Here is a 13,124-nt window from a genome sequence, read left to right on the forward strand (position 1 = left end):
TCGTAATAACAGCCCCGCGCTCTTTGGTGGTATAGGGCTGAGCACAGAAGCCAATGATCGTCACCAGTCCCACGATTAATCTATTCTCGAGGGACGAGTGGGCGGCGCGCTAAGGCTTCATTTCCTGCGATTTGGCGCTGCGCGCATCGTTTGTCGTTGCAGAGGCAACGTTGCGAGAATGACACGTGCAACCGTGGGTAACCGATGTGAGCCGTGGCCGACTGTCGCATATATGGAGTCCGACAATCGGGGCGACGCATGTTTGAGAAGAGGAGTTCAGCGGTGATTGCGCATGTGCATGGCTTATCCGTCAAACTCATTGATCGTCGTCAGTCGTGCGGGCAGCGTCACATACGTAGACAACACTGTGGGCCCAGTCATAAGGCCGCGATCAGTGACACATTTCATTCGGAGGTAACTGTTTGAGTTTTTGAGAAGTTGTTCGGTTCGATCGGCTTGGTGGACGGGTTGACACATTTCCCAGCGCAAACGGGACAGATTTCCTTCGGTCTGCGCCGGGGGACGCAGACATGGGAGCCGTTGCTGTCGAGACAATGCCGAAACAGACATACTGCGTGCGCTGCAGCAATCAAATTCGGGGCCCGCTCTGGCGAACGGGTATGCGGTGAGTCCTTGAACGGGGGCCGGGAAGCGGTTCTTCAGCCGGAGTGGGCACCGGCATGAAAATGATCTTTGCTGCTTTGCACAAATGCGCCATACTACTCACCAACGGAACCGTTGCGCGGCACGCAATGCGTTCGGATGGCAGCATGGTGGAGACCACTGCGGCCGCCGCCGCTAGTTAATAGCGAGCAGTGTAGGCGGTGTGCGCGAAGAAGCGTTGAACCATTTTCGTCGATCACCGGGGAGGCGGACATGCTGACTTTGGCCGAATTGCAAAGCACGCTGCAAATCGAGTACGAACTGCAGCTTGAAGCGATGGACGAGCGGACGTTGCGCGGGCTGCTCGCGGATCCGATTGCACTGAACGCACTGGTGCCGGCTTTTATGAGCTTTACGGAGGGGCGCCGGATAGCGGAAGCAACACTTGTACAACTGCTCGCTCGCAAGCCGCCGAGCGTCGAACCAGTCATTCCGCGGGAGGCCGCGCCCTTTTGGGCGCAGTGGTTCAAACCATTCGGGATGCTGCCGCTCTTCGGTGCACGCAAGGGCGAGTAGGAGACCGCGCCAAAGTGGGGGCTCTATGCCGCGATATGATGAGTGCAATCGTTGCCTGCGAGCGTCGGATACCATCGCTCGCAGGCATGATCGCAACTGCTCATTCAAGACGGACGTCCTCACCTGCAGAAGGCCTTGCGCATGAGTTGGTCGCCACGCCATCTGCTGCCGCTTCATAAAGCGCTTGCTGACCACCTGGTTGACCGCCGATTCGACGAAGCTCGAGGTGATCGGCTCGCCATGACGGTAGCGGTCCCCGTAGTTCACGACAAAGCTCTGGTTGTTCTCGAGGTAACCGATGAACTCCTCCAGTTTGGCCAGCAGCCGGGTCTCCCCGGGACTGCCATCCGTGGCGATTTCCCAGCCCAGGCTCTCAAGCCGCTGCAGTGCCGGATTGGGGCAGCCGTGCCAGAGGTGCCACTTTGCCCTGCGCAGGCCATCGATCAGCGTGTCAACACATGGCCGTTCGCCACGGTCCGGCAACCCCTTGATCATCTGTTCGAGATTCTGTACCCGCATGGCGACGTGAAACCAGTCGAGTACTCTCTCGCCACAATCGCCAAAGTCGAGCTGGGCGCGGCGCACGGTGTCGCCGCCATCGGACAGGAAAGTTACCGGCTGGTCCGCGCCGATGCCTTCCTGCGCAAGAAACGCCAGCATCCGATCAGCGGGCTGGTGCTCGAGTGTGTGAATGTAAGCGAAGCTGTGTCCGCGACCGTCGTCGCGCAGTGATTTTCCGACGATGACTTCGAACCAGCCGTCTTGCCGGCTGCTGCGTCCGGCCAGGCGGGTATATCCGCCGTCGATTCCCACGGCGCGTACTGGACTGTGCTGCGGAATAGCGCATCGACCAGCAGGCAGATCGACGTATCGCCGTTGCTCGACGGCGACCGTTGCCTTCGAACTCTCAAGGCGGCGGCCGAGTGCGGTGACGCGTCTCCGGATCGTGGTGGCCGCGAGCACATGCTCAAGCGGTAACACCTCCTGCAGTACCCGGACGGTCAGCCCGTAGGACATCAACGCGGCAAATTTGGCCTGCAGATACTGCAGCTCGGGACTCATTCGCTCACGCAGGCAACTGGCCAGTGGACTGACCGACCGGCACCCCGCTCCGGAACACCGGCACTGGTACAACCGCGGGCTGTCGATCGATAGCCGTCCAAACACCGAGCGGTAGACCAGGCGATGATGGCCCTTGACGGTCAGACGGGAACCGCACTCCGGACACACGCTCATTCGAGCGATCGCTTCGGCGGCCTGGGCGTCGATCATCGAACGCTGCAGCCGGCCCAGCAGCGCCTTGGCCTCCTAAAGATGCAAGCCGAGTGAGCCGGCTTCGAAGCCTGCCCGTTCGAAGTGGGCAATCTCCGTGACACTCGACTGCTCGTTGACTTCCGTCTGAACCACAATCTGCACACTGATCTGCATGGCGGCCCCCCCGCTCGGCACATCGCCGGGGCGATCAGCTTATCGCGCCAGCGTCAGCAGGCGTTCATTCGCCGTCCGACGGTCGAAACGCCGATCCAGCCAGATGAGCCATTCGTCGTCCTCGACGCGCAGATCGTTCACCGCGATCTGGCCTTCGCGTAAAGTCTCAATCCACTCGAGAAATTCGTGCTCGCCATGGACCTCCAGAGCGTTCATGTATCTCTCTGCGCCTCCGGCGTCTTCCGGCGGGCAACGCCCGGAGCTTTCGACGCAGCGTGGTAGTCGTCGTGCCCGCTGGTTGCACGTTCGCCGCTCGACGCGCACGTCATGTAACCACCAGGAGGTGAAGTCGTACAGGTAGGCAAAGCGCTCATGTTCGTGAAGGCCAAATGCCGCCACGGACAGGGTGTCTGGGCCGTCGAAGAATTGGAACGCACCGTCGCGATGTCCACCGTAACGCCATCCGCGGATGATGAACCGGTGCAGATGTTCGTTGTTCCAGCCCATGGCGAGCTGCATCACATGATGCAGCTGCGCAATTGTGATCTCCTCGGGAATCAGGAGTCGCCGCCAGACCGGCGGGTTCACGCCGCGCAGACTGATTCGCAACTGGAGAACGGAAGTGACTTCAGAAGAGTCGGAGTCCATCGAGCCACTATAAACACGTCCTTCAGTCATAGTCGCGAATCCGATTGCAGCCCCCACTTTGGCGCGGTCTCTAATCTCGAATACCCGAAGCTTCAGGTATTAACGATTCCCAGCCGACCCTCCGTCCCGTCTCATGGAAGCGGACGCCCCGCGATGTCAAATCGCGCGGCCTGATGTTGACATCGACTTAATCCCACCGCTCATCACGCACCTGAACGACACCCGCCTGGATCCGCACCGGAAACACCACCACATCCTCATAAGCCGGCGGTGCCAACACCTTCCCCGTCCTGATGCAAAACCGCGCTCCGTGGCGCGGACAGATCACTACGTCGCCTTCCACCGTACCGCCTGTCAGGATGCCGCCGTCGTGCGGGCAGATATTCTCGATGGCGTAACAGGTGCCGTCGACGTTGAACACCGCAAACTGCGCGCCATCGACCTCGACGCTGCGAACAGCACCCGCCGGGAAATCCTCGATCGCGGCGACATCGACCCAATCGGACATATCAGAGCATCCCCAGTTGCAGGCGTGCAACGTCCGACATTCGCTCTCTTGACCACGGCGGATCCCACACCAGTTCCACGTGCACTTCGTTCACACCGCACACACAAAATACCGCGTCCTCAACCGTCGCCGGGAAGGTCTGCGCGACCGGACAGCCTGGCGCGGTCAACGTCATGCGGATCTCGACGCGGCCTTCGGCTTCATCCACGTCGAGACCATAGACAAGACCGAGGTCGTAGATGTTGACCGGAATTTCAGGATCGAACACGGTGCGCAGCGAGTCGATTACGCGTTCTTCAAGACGTTCTGTCGTTGCGCCGCTGCCAGGTTGTTCGGCTTCGGCGCGCTTCAGCCAGTCGAATGTGCTCATCGTCTGCCTCACTCTGTCGAAACGGGGCGGTCCTCGTCGTGCAGCGCCGCATGCAGCGTATGCCACGCGAGCGTCGCGCACTTCACACGCGCGGGAAATTCACGCACGCCGGACAGCACCGCCAGCTTGCCCAACTCCGGCGCAGCCGCCGCTTGCCCTGTAGCGGGTGTTGTCACCATATCGTGAAAGCGACCGAACAGCGCTTCGGCCTCCGCTTCCGTTTTGCCTTTCAGCGCCTCGGTCATCAGCGACGCGGACGCCGTTGCAATCGCACAGCCCGCGCCTTCGAAACTCGCCTCCTTGACGACGCCATCCTCGATTCGCAGATACAGGGTGATCCGGTCGCCGCACAATGGGTTATAGCCCTCAGCCTTGTGATTCGCATCGGCCAGCCCATGACAGTTACGCGGCCGCCGGTAGTGGTCGAAGATGACTTCCTGATACAGATCGCGCAGATCGCTCATAAGCCGAATATCTCCCTGACCCTGCCGAGACCTTCGATCAACGCGTCGATATCCTCATGCGTGTTGTAGAGGGCCAGCGACGCGCGCACTGTCGCGGGTATGCCGAAGCGCTGCATCACCGGCATCGCGCAGTGATGGCCTGCCCGCACGGCGACGCCGTGATGATCGAGAATCGTACCGACATCATGCGCATGCACGCCGTCGAGCACGAATGACAGGATGCTCGCCTTGTCGCGTGCGGTACCGATGAGACGCAAGCCCGGTATCATCCCCAATGCATCCGTTGCATAGGCGAGCAGGTCTGTCTCGTGCGCGGCGATGACTTCCATGCCGATGCTGTCGACATAGTCGAGCGCCGCGCCCAGGGCAATCGCGCCGGCGATATTCGGCGTGCCTGCTTCGAACTTCCACGGAATCGCGTTGTATTCCGTTTTCTCGAACGTCACCGAACGGATCATGTCGCCGCCGCCCTGCCACGGCACCATGGCCTCAAGCAGCGCAGCCCTGGCATACAGCGCGCCGATGCCAGTCGGCCCGTACACCTTATGCCCCGAAAATGCATAGAAATCGCAATCGATCACGCGGACGTCGACCGGCAGATGCGAGATCGCCTGCGCGCCATCCAGCAGCACCGGCACGCCCTTCGCGTGCGCCGCTACAACGATGCCCTCTACCGGATTGATGCTACCGAGCGCGTTAGCCAGATGCGTAATCGCGACCAGCCGCGTACGTCCGTTCAACAAGCGCTCGTAGGCGTCGGTATCGAGTGCGCCCGTATCGTCGATCGGCACGACTTTCAGCGCCGCGCCGGTCTGCTCGCAGACCAGTTGCCATGGCACAATGTTCGAATGGTGCTCCATCGCGCTGATCAGGATTTCGTCACCGGGCTTGAGGTGTGGGCGCGCATAGCTCTGGGCGACAAGATTGATCGCCTCGGTCGTACCACGTACGAACACGATCTCCTCTGGACGCTGAGCATTGATGAAGCGTGCAATCCTTACGCGCGCTGCTTCGAATGCATCGGTCGCACGCTGCGACAGAAGATGCACGCCGCGGTGCACGTTGGCGTTGTTATGCCGATAGTAAGCGTCTTCCGCGTCTAAGACCGAGGCAGGTTTTTGCGTCGTCGCGCCATTGTCGAGATAGACCAATTGCCGGTCATGCACGCGCTCGCCCAGAATCGGAAAATCAGCTCGCCAGTCCTCGACATTGCGCGGATCTGGCGTCCACATCTGTTCGATCGGCTTCATAGCAACTCCCTGATGCGCTCGCCTTCCGGGGTGCGCGCGAGCAGCAGGCTTTCGAGCCGCCCTCGCAGCGAGTCGATGCGCACGCGTTCAACGATGTCGCGTGCAAACGCGTATGTCAGTAGCGCCCACGCCGTGTGCTCTTCGACGCCCCGCGCACGCAAATAGAACAGCTGGTTCTCATCCAGTTGACCGACCGTCGCGCCGTGTGTGCATTTCACGTCGTCGGCGTAGATCTCGAGTTGCGGCTTCGTGTCGACTTCCGCATCGCGTGACAGCAGCAGGTTGTGATTCGCCTGATGCGTGTCCGTTTTCTGGCCATCGCGATGCACGATGATGCGGCCGTTGAACACGCCACGCGCGGCCCCGTCGAGGACGCCGCGGTAGTATTCGCGACTCGTGCAGTGCGGCGCCGCGTGATCGATGCGCGTGTGGTGATCAACGTGCTGCCGGCCGCCAACGAAATAGAGACCATTCAACGTGGCTTGCGCATTGGCGGCGTTCAGACTCGTGCCGATGCCCGTGCGCGATAACGCGGCGCCGAACGCGAACGCATGAGACGTAAAACAGCTGGCGCGTTGCTGCGCAGCAGAGACCGACGCGATATGAAACGCCTTCGAGCCTTCCTGCTGCAACCGGTAGTGCTGCACATCCGCCTGTTCGTCAGCAACGATGCGGGTAACCGCATTGGTCCAATACGCGTCGCCGCCCAGTCCCACGAAGTGCTCGACTATCACACAGCCTGCGCGCGCACCTGCAAGCACGACATTGAACGGCTGCACCGCAAGACCGCCCTCATCGGTCAGGAACAGCATGTGCAGCGGTTGATCGATGACCTCGCCCGGCGGTAGCACGACGGCAAATCCGTCCGTCAGAAACGCCGTGCTTAGCGCGGTAAAGCCGTCAGCATACGTCTGCGCGGCGATCGTCCCTTGCAACCGTTGCGGCATTTCTCTCAACGCCCGTGCGAGCGAGCCCACAAATACGCCATGCGGCAAGCCATTCACTTTCGACAGCCGCGGCGCATGAAGACCATTGACGAAGACCAGTCGATGCCCGGCAGGGTCGAGCGCGAGTTCATCGACGATGCCTTGCACGTCGCTACCGTCGATGAGGCCAAGGCGGTCGGTGCGTTGCGACGCGAAATGCCAGGGACGCTTGCCGATCACCGATATGTTCGTGTATTTCCAGTCCTCGTGCCGTGTGGTCGGCAAGCCGAGCGCGTTGAACTGGTCGAACGCACTTCGGCGCACGGCCCGAAGCCACGGCAACTCAGCGCCGGGCAACCGCTTCGCGAGTTGCGCAAAAGCCTCGTGGAAGTGATCGAGAGATTCGTTTTTCATGGATGCTCCGCACCCGCTGCACTGACTGATTGCATGGCCCCATCCTCGATCCAGCCATAGCCCTGGCGCTCCAGCTCCTGGGCCAGTTCACGCGACCCCGACTTCACGATCCAGCCGTTCGCCAGCACATGCACGCGATCCGGTACGACGTAGTCCAGCAGACGCTGATAGTGCGTGACTAGCACGATCGCCCGGTCGGGACTGCGCATGCTGTTGACGCCCTGCGCGACGATCTGCAGTGCGTCGATGTCCAGTCCGGAATCCGTCTCGTCGAGAATGGCGAGCCGGGGCTGAAGTACCGCCATCTGCAGGATCTCGTTGCGCTTTTTTTCTCCGCCGGAAAAGCCTTCGTTCACCGCGCGATACAGCAGACTCTCGTCCATCCGCATCAGCGTCATTCTGTCCTTCACCAGTTGCAGAAATTCCATCGCGTCGAGTTCCGGCTCGCCACGATGCCGGCGCTGTGCGTTCAATGCCGCCTTGAGCAGGTAGACGTTGCTCACACCGGGTATCTCAACGGGATACTGGAACGCGAGAAACAGTCCTTCGTGCGCGCGTTCTTCGGGCGCGAGCGCCAGCAGATCGCGACCGAGATACACGACCGCGCCGCCGGTAACGACACAGTCTTCACGCCCGGCCAGCGCGTGGGCAAGCGTGCTCTTGCCCGAGCCGTTCGGGCCCATGATCGCGTGCACCTCGCCGGCTTTCACGCTCAGATCGATGCCGCGCAGAATCTTCTTGCCGTCGACTTCGACTTGCAGACGACTGATTTCAAGCATGGTTCAAATCCCTCGCGAATCGTCCTGGCTATCCCACACTGCCTTCCAGGCTAACGCCGAGCAGCTTCTGCGCCTCGACGGCGAACTCCATCGGCAGCTCCTTGAAGACTTCCTTGCAGAAGCCATTGACGATCATCGACACCGCATCTTCCGTAGACAGCCCGCGCTGCCGGCAATAGAACAACTGGTCTTCGCCAATGCGTGATGTCGACGCTTCGTGCTCGACCTTCGCGGTCGGGTTCTTGACCTCGATATACGGGAATGTGTGCGCGCTGCAACGGTCGCCGAGCAACAGGGAATCGCATTGCGAGTAATTGCGCGCGCCTTCGGCCGCGCGGCCGACCTTCACGAGGCCGCGATACGCATTCTTTCCGCGGCCCGCCGAAATGCCCTTCGACAGAATCGTGCTGCGCGTGTTGCGGCCGAGGTGAACCATCTTCGTCCCGGTATCGGCCTGCTGATAGTGGTTGGTCAGCGCCACCGAATAGAATTCACCAACCGCGTTATCGCCCTGCAGGATCACGCTCGGGTACTTCCAGGTGATCGCCGAACCGGTTTCCACCTGCGTCCACGAAATCTTCGAATTCGCCTCGCGGCAATCGCCCCGCTTGGTCACGAAGTTGTAGATGCCCCCCTTGCCCGACGCATCGCCCGGATACCAGTTCTGGACCGTCGAATAGCGGATCTGTGCGCCTTCCAGCGCGATCAGCTCGACCACGGCGGCGTGCAGCTGATTTTCGTCGCGCATCGGCGCGGTGCAGCCTTCCAGATAGCTCACGTACGCGCTTTTGTCCGCGATGATCAGTGTGCGCTCGAACTGCCCAGTGTTCTGCGCGTTGATGCGGAAGTAGGTCGACAGCTCCATCGGGCAGCGCACGCCCGGCGGGATATAGCAGAACGAGCCGTCGCTGAACACGGCGGAATTCAGCGCGGCGAAGAAATTGTCGGTATGCGGCACCACTGAGCCGAGATATTTTCGCACCAGCTCAGGATGATGCTGCACGGCGTCCGAGAACGAACAGAACACGATGCCGAGTTGCGCAAGCTTCTCGCGGAACGTCGTGGCAACCGAAACGCTGTCGAATACCGCATCCACCGCGACACCCGCCAGGAGTTCGCGCTCTCTGAGCGGCACACCCAGCTTCTCGTAGGTACGCAGCAGTTCCGGATCGACTTCATCCAGACTGTTCGGACGATTCTTCTGCGTCATCGGGGCGGAATAATAGACGATGCTCTGGTAGTCGATTGGCGGATGTTGGATCGTCGCCCAATGCGGCTCGGTCATCGTGAGCCAGTGCCGATAGGCGGCGAGCCGCCATTCGAGCATGAACGCCGGCTCGTTTTTCTTCGCGGAAATGAGCCGGATCACATCCTCGCTCAACCCGCTCGGCAACGCGTCGGCCTCCAGGTCAGTCACGAAACCATGCTGGTATTCTCGACTGATCAGTTCGTCGAAACCGGTTGTGGATGCGCTCATGCATGGCCTCCGTCAATTGTCTTTCGCGCCAGTGGCGTCGCACCCGCGCGGCGGCTGGGGACGCTACGCGCACGGATCGCGCTGATATCGACCGTGCGCAAGGTCGGTCCCGCCATGTCCGCCAGCGTGACCTGCTGCAACGCCTCGTAGATCACGCGATTGACCTTCTGCCAGTTGGCGCGCACCGCGCACACACCCTCCTGGATGCACAAGCCAGGCATCGTGCTGCATTCGGTGATCCCGATCGGGCCGTCAACCGCGGCGATCACCTCCGCCAGCGTGATCCGCGTGGGCGGCCGCGGCAGCAGGTAACCGCCGTTCGCGCCCCGCAGCGACTCCACCACACCACCCCGAGTCAGGACTTTCAGCACCTTTGCCACGGTCGGCATCGCGACGCCGGTCGCCGCCGTAATGCTGCTAGCGCTATGGACGGCGTCCGGGTCGCGCGCCATCGCGGTCATGATCACCGTGCCGTAGTCGGCGAGTTTGCTCATACGCAACATCGGAATATCTCTTGTTTTAAACAGGACCGGTTTGGTCCAGATTACAGCGAAATGGAATCGGCACGTTTACAATGAAAGACACGGGCCTGCGTGGGAATTCATGGCCACGTCGCCATCCGCTTCGCGTTTACTGGGAAGTATTTCGATATACGACGCGTCCCTTTGTTTCATTGTAGACCTGTCTTCAGGACCTTGTCAGGGCTATGTAAATATCAAAGCCGAAATGAGAGCCTCGCAAACCGAAGTCGTCCATGCATTGTGAGCTTTTGACTATATGTTGCCCCGCCGATGCCGCCCGACACAAAGCCAAATCGCTGTCCTCCGCAAAAACTCGACCAAAGCAGAACGGTGGCCAGCAGTGCAGGATTGCGTACGGCATGGAAACCGCATGATTGCGCTCATCACGATTGCCATTTCACTACTATCGGACGTGTGCGGATTGGTCATCCTGCTGTTTCGTCCGCGCGGTGCCCTGATGGCCGAAAACCTCTTCCAGCGCCGTCAACTCGCGTTGTATCGGGAGGGAAGCGTGACGCCACACCGCATCGATGCGGCAGCGCGCATCAGACTCACCTTGCTACCGCGGCCGTTCGACTGGCGCGCGGCACTCGTGGTGGTACGTCCCGAGACGCTCGTTCGTTGGCACCGCGCCGGTTTCCGATTGTTGTGGCGTGTAAGGTCACGTGTGGGGCGTCCGCCGATTCCATTTGAACTGCGCCAACTGATTCGGCGCCTGGCAGCCGAGAATCTGCCCTGGGGCGAAGAGCGCATTGCCAACGAACTGCTCCTGAAACCTGGGTTGCGGGTTTCGCCACGGACTGTCAGAAAGTACATGTCGCGGCACCCACCGCGTCTGCCGCGTGGCGATCAGCGTTGGTCGACCTTCCTGCGCAATCACGCCCAGGCGATCGTTGCGTGCGACTTCTTCCTCATCGTCACCGCGACCTTCGGCCAACTCTACGTCTTTGTGATGATCGAACATGAGTCGCGCCGGCTGGTGCATATGAACGTGACGCCCCACCCTTCGGCAGTCTGGACGCTACAACAACTGCGGGAAGCAATCGTTTTCGGGGACGGTTACCGATACCTCCTCCATGATCGCGATAGCATCTTTGCCTGGCATCTGGACGAGTCCATCAGCCGACTCGGGCTGACCGTGCTGAAGTCGCCACCACGGACGCCGACTGCCAATGCGATCTGCGAGCGAGTCATCGGCACGATTCAGCGCGAGTGCCTTGACTGGCTGATACCGCTCTCCGCGTCGCATCTGAGATCGATCCTGAAAAGCTGGACGGAGCACTACAACCGCGGACGTCCTCATATGTCCCTGGGACCGGGTGTCCCTGATCCGCCGGCCGATCTTGCACCGATCCCCCATGAGAATTCCCGTCATCACGCTGACCGGTGCCTTGTTGTGCACGCGAAAACGGTTCTTGGCGAGCTCCACCACGAGTATTCACTGGTGCCGCTGGCACTTGTTCAGCACAACCGACGGCGCACGCGGACCAGGATTAGCGGAGTAACGGTACGCCCACTGTGGATTGCAAGCCACTGCATCCTAAGGTGATACGGGTGATGCGTGGTCCCGGATAAATTCTCGCATTAACTCGGCGACGAGATCAAAGTATCGCCGGCACGCGACCGTTACCTCCGTTTCCGTACCGAGCAGTCCAAAATGATACGCGGGGCGCTCGATGTTAGGGGCGTGCTGCCGGTGGCGGCCAAATGATTGAAAGCTGTACAGCGGGTCCCCGAATTCACCGGCTGCAATTTCTATGTACGGGATGGATACCGAAGACAGGTTGACGTCCGCTCCCGTCTCGTGCAGTTCAACATTTCGTTGGTCCCTCATAAAATTGCACAGGTCACGCTCGTCCTTAGAGCGCCGTGCAAACCACTTAGGGAACCAAGCGTCGTATCGCTGCTTTTCTTCCTTCTGAAGCACAAGAGTCACACTTCGTGCGGCGGACAGGAACGCACTGAGATAGAACAGGAAAGCTTCCGGTTCATTCCGCACAGACCGCCGACGCTCATCGATCAGCCGTTGAAGAAAGAAATCGGCTTCCCGTAACTTCCTTTGAGTTGCTTCAATCATAGCCCCCTCTTCAGTGCGTTGAGGCGACCGCCGTTAGTGCCTACGACCGAGCCTAGACCCCGTCTATCAAAAGCCCTGGATACGGCGGTACCCGTTGTAGTGCCGGAGCGCGCCTTGCTTGTCCCCTCGAAGTTCCTTAAGTCTTGCAAGGTTGTAGTGTGCATCCGCGTAGTCCGGCTCAATCGCGAGGCACTTTCTGTAGCCATTCAGCGCATCCTCGGCGCAGTCTAGCTCTTCCAGGGCAACGGCGCGGTTGAAGTGTGGCTGGCAATCGTCCGGGGAGAAGAATTCCAAAAACCTGTCAAACACTGCCAGCGCTTCTTCGCAGCGTCCCTCTTCACACAAGAGAACGCCCAGGTTGGTGTACCCGATCAGGTGGTTCCTCAATCTTTTCGACGCGCTTGATGCCTATGCGCTCCTTCGTGGCAAGGGCGGCAACATCGCCTGCAGAAGCTTTGGCCCTGGTGGCTGGTCGCCTGGCCTTGACTCCTTTTGGCCAGGCTCGCGCGGAGCGCATCCATCAGATCAATGACCTCGCCGGTAGCGGACACTTCCAGCTGTTCGGGCGTCACAATCTGCTTGCCGGCAATCTTCTCGTCGATAGCGCTGAGAACGCGCTTCTTTTCCTCGTCTTCGTACTGCGTCGGGTCGTAGTTTTCCTCGGCAATCTGGTCGATGAGCTGTAATGCCAGTTTAAGCTCAGGTTACGTTTCGACGCGGACTCAGACCGGGCTCAATACAAAATGCAGGCTCCGCCAGCCCCCTGCTGCGGGAGTTCTTCAGCGTACCGCCGACCGCTAGAGATAGCGATCAAAGTGGCGCCCGTTGAGCAATCCGTCAATGTCTTTCAGCTTACGCATTGGCTCCTGCTCATCAAAAACTCGCGCGTACAGACCGACGCATCCGAATTGCACCACTGCCATTTACATTTGGCACGGTGTATGCGTGACTGAGAATCTCACCTGGTCATTTGGGAAATCATGCTGACCCGAAAATTTACCTACGTAACCTGTCCGTGCGGACATCGCGGTGCCATCGTCGAGACCGGAAACGCTGAGCAACGTTCGGCCGCTTGGTACATGG

14 protein-coding genes and 1 pseudogene are annotated in these 13,124 nt (G+C 60.2%); 3 read left to right on the plus strand and 12 right to left on the minus strand.

Features of this window, described 5'->3' with window-relative positions; translation table 11 throughout:
- Positions 1 to 876: 876 nt before the first annotated feature.
- Complete coding sequence (locus tag C2L64_RS51030) at positions 877 to 1,179, plus strand: hypothetical protein (protein WP_090837806.1); 303 nt, start codon at positions 877 to 879, stop codon at positions 1,177 to 1,179.
- Positions 1,180 to 1,202: 23 nt separating this feature from the next.
- Here C2L64_RS51030 and C2L64_RS51035 read toward each other — a convergent pair.
- The 10 genes and pseudogenes from C2L64_RS51035 to C2L64_RS51080 all read right to left on the minus strand — a co-directional run bounded on the left by C2L64_RS51035 (position 1,203) and on the right by C2L64_RS51080 (position 9,946).
- Positions 1,203 to 2,607, minus strand: a pseudogene (locus C2L64_RS51035) (ISKra4 family transposase).
- A 39-nt stretch (positions 2,608 to 2,646) separates the two neighbouring features.
- Positions 2,647 to 3,285: a plasmid pRiA4b ORF-3 family protein gene (locus C2L64_RS51040; RefSeq protein WP_090837808.1), complete on the minus strand. Its 639-nt coding sequence runs from the start codon at positions 3,283 to 3,285 to the stop codon at positions 2,647 to 2,649.
- 157 nt (positions 3,286 to 3,442) lie between these two features.
- Positions 3,443 to 3,763 carry a Rieske (2Fe-2S) protein gene (locus C2L64_RS51045; RefSeq protein ID WP_007739229.1) on the minus strand — a complete coding sequence of 107 codons (321 nt, stop codon included), beginning with the start codon at positions 3,761 to 3,763 and terminating at the stop codon, positions 3,443 to 3,445.
- Position 3,764: 1 nt separating this feature from the next.
- Positions 3,765 to 4,133 (minus strand): SUF system Fe-S cluster assembly protein, encoded by a 369-nt coding sequence (locus C2L64_RS51050; RefSeq protein WP_103154417.1) that lies wholly within the window; start codon positions 4,131 to 4,133, stop codon positions 3,765 to 3,767.
- An 8-nt stretch (positions 4,134 to 4,141) separates the two neighbouring features.
- Positions 4,142 to 4,597: a Fe-S cluster assembly sulfur transfer protein SufU gene (sufU, locus tag C2L64_RS51055; RefSeq protein WP_007739222.1), complete on the minus strand. Its 456-nt coding sequence runs from the start codon at positions 4,595 to 4,597 to the stop codon at positions 4,142 to 4,144.
- On the minus strand, positions 4,594 to 5,847 hold the full coding sequence (locus C2L64_RS51060) for a cysteine desulfurase (RefSeq protein WP_103154418.1): 1,254 nt from the start codon (positions 5,845 to 5,847) through the stop codon (positions 4,594 to 4,596). Before C2L64_RS51060 ends, sufU begins: the two co-directional genes overlap by 4 nt.
- Complete coding sequence (sufD, locus tag C2L64_RS51065; RefSeq protein ID WP_103154419.1) at positions 5,844 to 7,187, minus strand: Fe-S cluster assembly protein SufD; 1,344 nt, start codon at positions 7,185 to 7,187, stop codon at positions 5,844 to 5,846. The genes C2L64_RS51060 and sufD overlap by 4 nt, the downstream gene beginning before the upstream one ends.
- Entirely contained in the window at positions 7,184 to 7,966 is a 783-nt protein-coding gene (sufC, locus tag C2L64_RS51070) for a Fe-S cluster assembly ATPase SufC (RefSeq protein ID WP_103154420.1), read from the minus strand. Before sufC ends, sufD begins: the two co-directional genes overlap by 4 nt.
- A 28-nt stretch (positions 7,967 to 7,994) precedes the next feature.
- Complete coding sequence (sufB, locus tag C2L64_RS51075; RefSeq protein WP_103154421.1) at positions 7,995 to 9,443, minus strand: Fe-S cluster assembly protein SufB; 1,449 nt, start codon at positions 9,441 to 9,443, stop codon at positions 7,995 to 7,997.
- Entirely contained in the window at positions 9,440 to 9,946 is a 507-nt protein-coding gene (locus C2L64_RS51080) for an SUF system Fe-S cluster assembly regulator (protein WP_103154422.1), read from the minus strand. The genes sufB and C2L64_RS51080 overlap by 4 nt, the downstream gene beginning before the upstream one ends.
- Before the next feature lie 388 nt (positions 9,947 to 10,334).
- Here C2L64_RS51080 and C2L64_RS51085 point away from each other — a divergent pair, with 388 nt between their 5' ends.
- Positions 10,335 to 11,513 carry an integrase core domain-containing protein gene (locus tag C2L64_RS51085; protein WP_158660675.1) on the plus strand — a complete coding sequence of 393 codons (1,179 nt, stop codon included), beginning with the start codon at positions 10,335 to 10,337 and terminating at the stop codon, positions 11,511 to 11,513.
- Here C2L64_RS51085 and C2L64_RS51090 read toward each other — a convergent pair.
- Both C2L64_RS51090 and C2L64_RS51095 read right to left on the minus strand, forming a co-directional pair.
- A complete protein-coding gene (locus tag C2L64_RS51090) occupies positions 11,505 to 12,041 on the minus strand; it encodes a BAR domain-containing protein (protein WP_090837630.1) in 537 nt (178 codons plus the stop codon). The two genes, C2L64_RS51085 and C2L64_RS51090, sit on opposite strands and share 9 nt — an antisense overlap.
- Before the next feature lie 66 nt (positions 12,042 to 12,107).
- Positions 12,108 to 12,428 (minus strand): tetratricopeptide repeat protein, encoded by a 321-nt coding sequence (locus C2L64_RS51095; protein ID WP_090837627.1) that lies wholly within the window; start codon positions 12,426 to 12,428, stop codon positions 12,108 to 12,110.
- Between the two features lie 17 nt (positions 12,429 to 12,445).
- Here C2L64_RS51095 and C2L64_RS56555 point away from each other — a divergent pair, with 17 nt between their 5' ends.
- Positions 12,446 to 12,727 (plus strand): hypothetical protein, encoded by a 282-nt coding sequence (locus tag C2L64_RS56555; protein WP_158660676.1) that lies wholly within the window; start codon positions 12,446 to 12,448, stop codon positions 12,725 to 12,727.
- Positions 12,728 to 13,124: the final 397 nt, after the last annotated feature.

The sequence above is a fragment of the Paraburkholderia hospita genome (assembly GCF_002902965.1).
Lineage (GTDB): Bacteria > Pseudomonadota > Gammaproteobacteria > Burkholderiales > Burkholderiaceae > Paraburkholderia > Paraburkholderia hospita.

What these genes read in the sequence shown, in the direction of transcription:
- C2L64_RS51045 (WP_007739229.1), bottom strand. Translation starts at nt 3,763, where the DNA reads ATGTCCGATTGGGTCGATGTCGCCGCGATCGAGGATTTCCCGGCGGGT.
- C2L64_RS51060 (WP_103154418.1), bottom strand. Translation starts at nt 5,847, where the DNA reads ATGAAGCCGATCGAACAGATGTGGACGCCAGATCCGCGCAATGTCGAG.
- C2L64_RS51080 (WP_103154422.1), bottom strand. Translation starts at nt 9,946, where the DNA reads ATGTTGCGTATGAGCAAACTCGCCGACTACGGCACGGTGATCATGACC.
- C2L64_RS51040 (WP_090837808.1), bottom strand. Translation starts at nt 3,285, where the DNA reads ATGACTGAAGGACGTGTTTATAGTGGCTCGATGGACTCCGACTCTTCT.
- C2L64_RS51090 (WP_090837630.1), bottom strand. Translation starts at nt 12,041, where the DNA reads ATGATTGAAGCAACTCAAAGGAAGTTACGGGAAGCCGATTTCTTTCTT.
- C2L64_RS51085 (WP_158660675.1), top strand. Translation starts at nt 10,335, where the DNA reads ATGATTGCGCTCATCACGATTGCCATTTCACTACTATCGGACGTGTGC.
- sufC (WP_103154420.1), bottom strand. Translation starts at nt 7,966, where the DNA reads ATGCTTGAAATCAGTCGTCTGCAAGTCGAAGTCGACGGCAAGAAGATT.
- C2L64_RS51050 (WP_103154417.1), bottom strand. Translation starts at nt 4,133, where the DNA reads ATGAGCACATTCGACTGGCTGAAGCGCGCCGAAGCCGAACAACCTGGC.
- sufB (WP_103154421.1), bottom strand. Translation starts at nt 9,443, where the DNA reads ATGAGCGCATCCACAACCGGTTTCGACGAACTGATCAGTCGAGAATAC.
- sufD (WP_103154419.1), bottom strand. Translation starts at nt 7,187, where the DNA reads ATGAAAAACGAATCTCTCGATCACTTCCACGAGGCTTTTGCGCAACTC.
- C2L64_RS51030 (WP_090837806.1), top strand. Translation starts at nt 877, where the DNA reads ATGCTGACTTTGGCCGAATTGCAAAGCACGCTGCAAATCGAGTACGAA.
- C2L64_RS56555 (WP_158660676.1), top strand. Translation starts at nt 12,446, where the DNA reads ATGCCTATGCGCTCCTTCGTGGCAAGGGCGGCAACATCGCCTGCAGAA.
- sufU (WP_007739222.1), bottom strand. Translation starts at nt 4,597, where the DNA reads ATGAGCGATCTGCGCGATCTGTATCAGGAAGTCATCTTCGACCACTAC.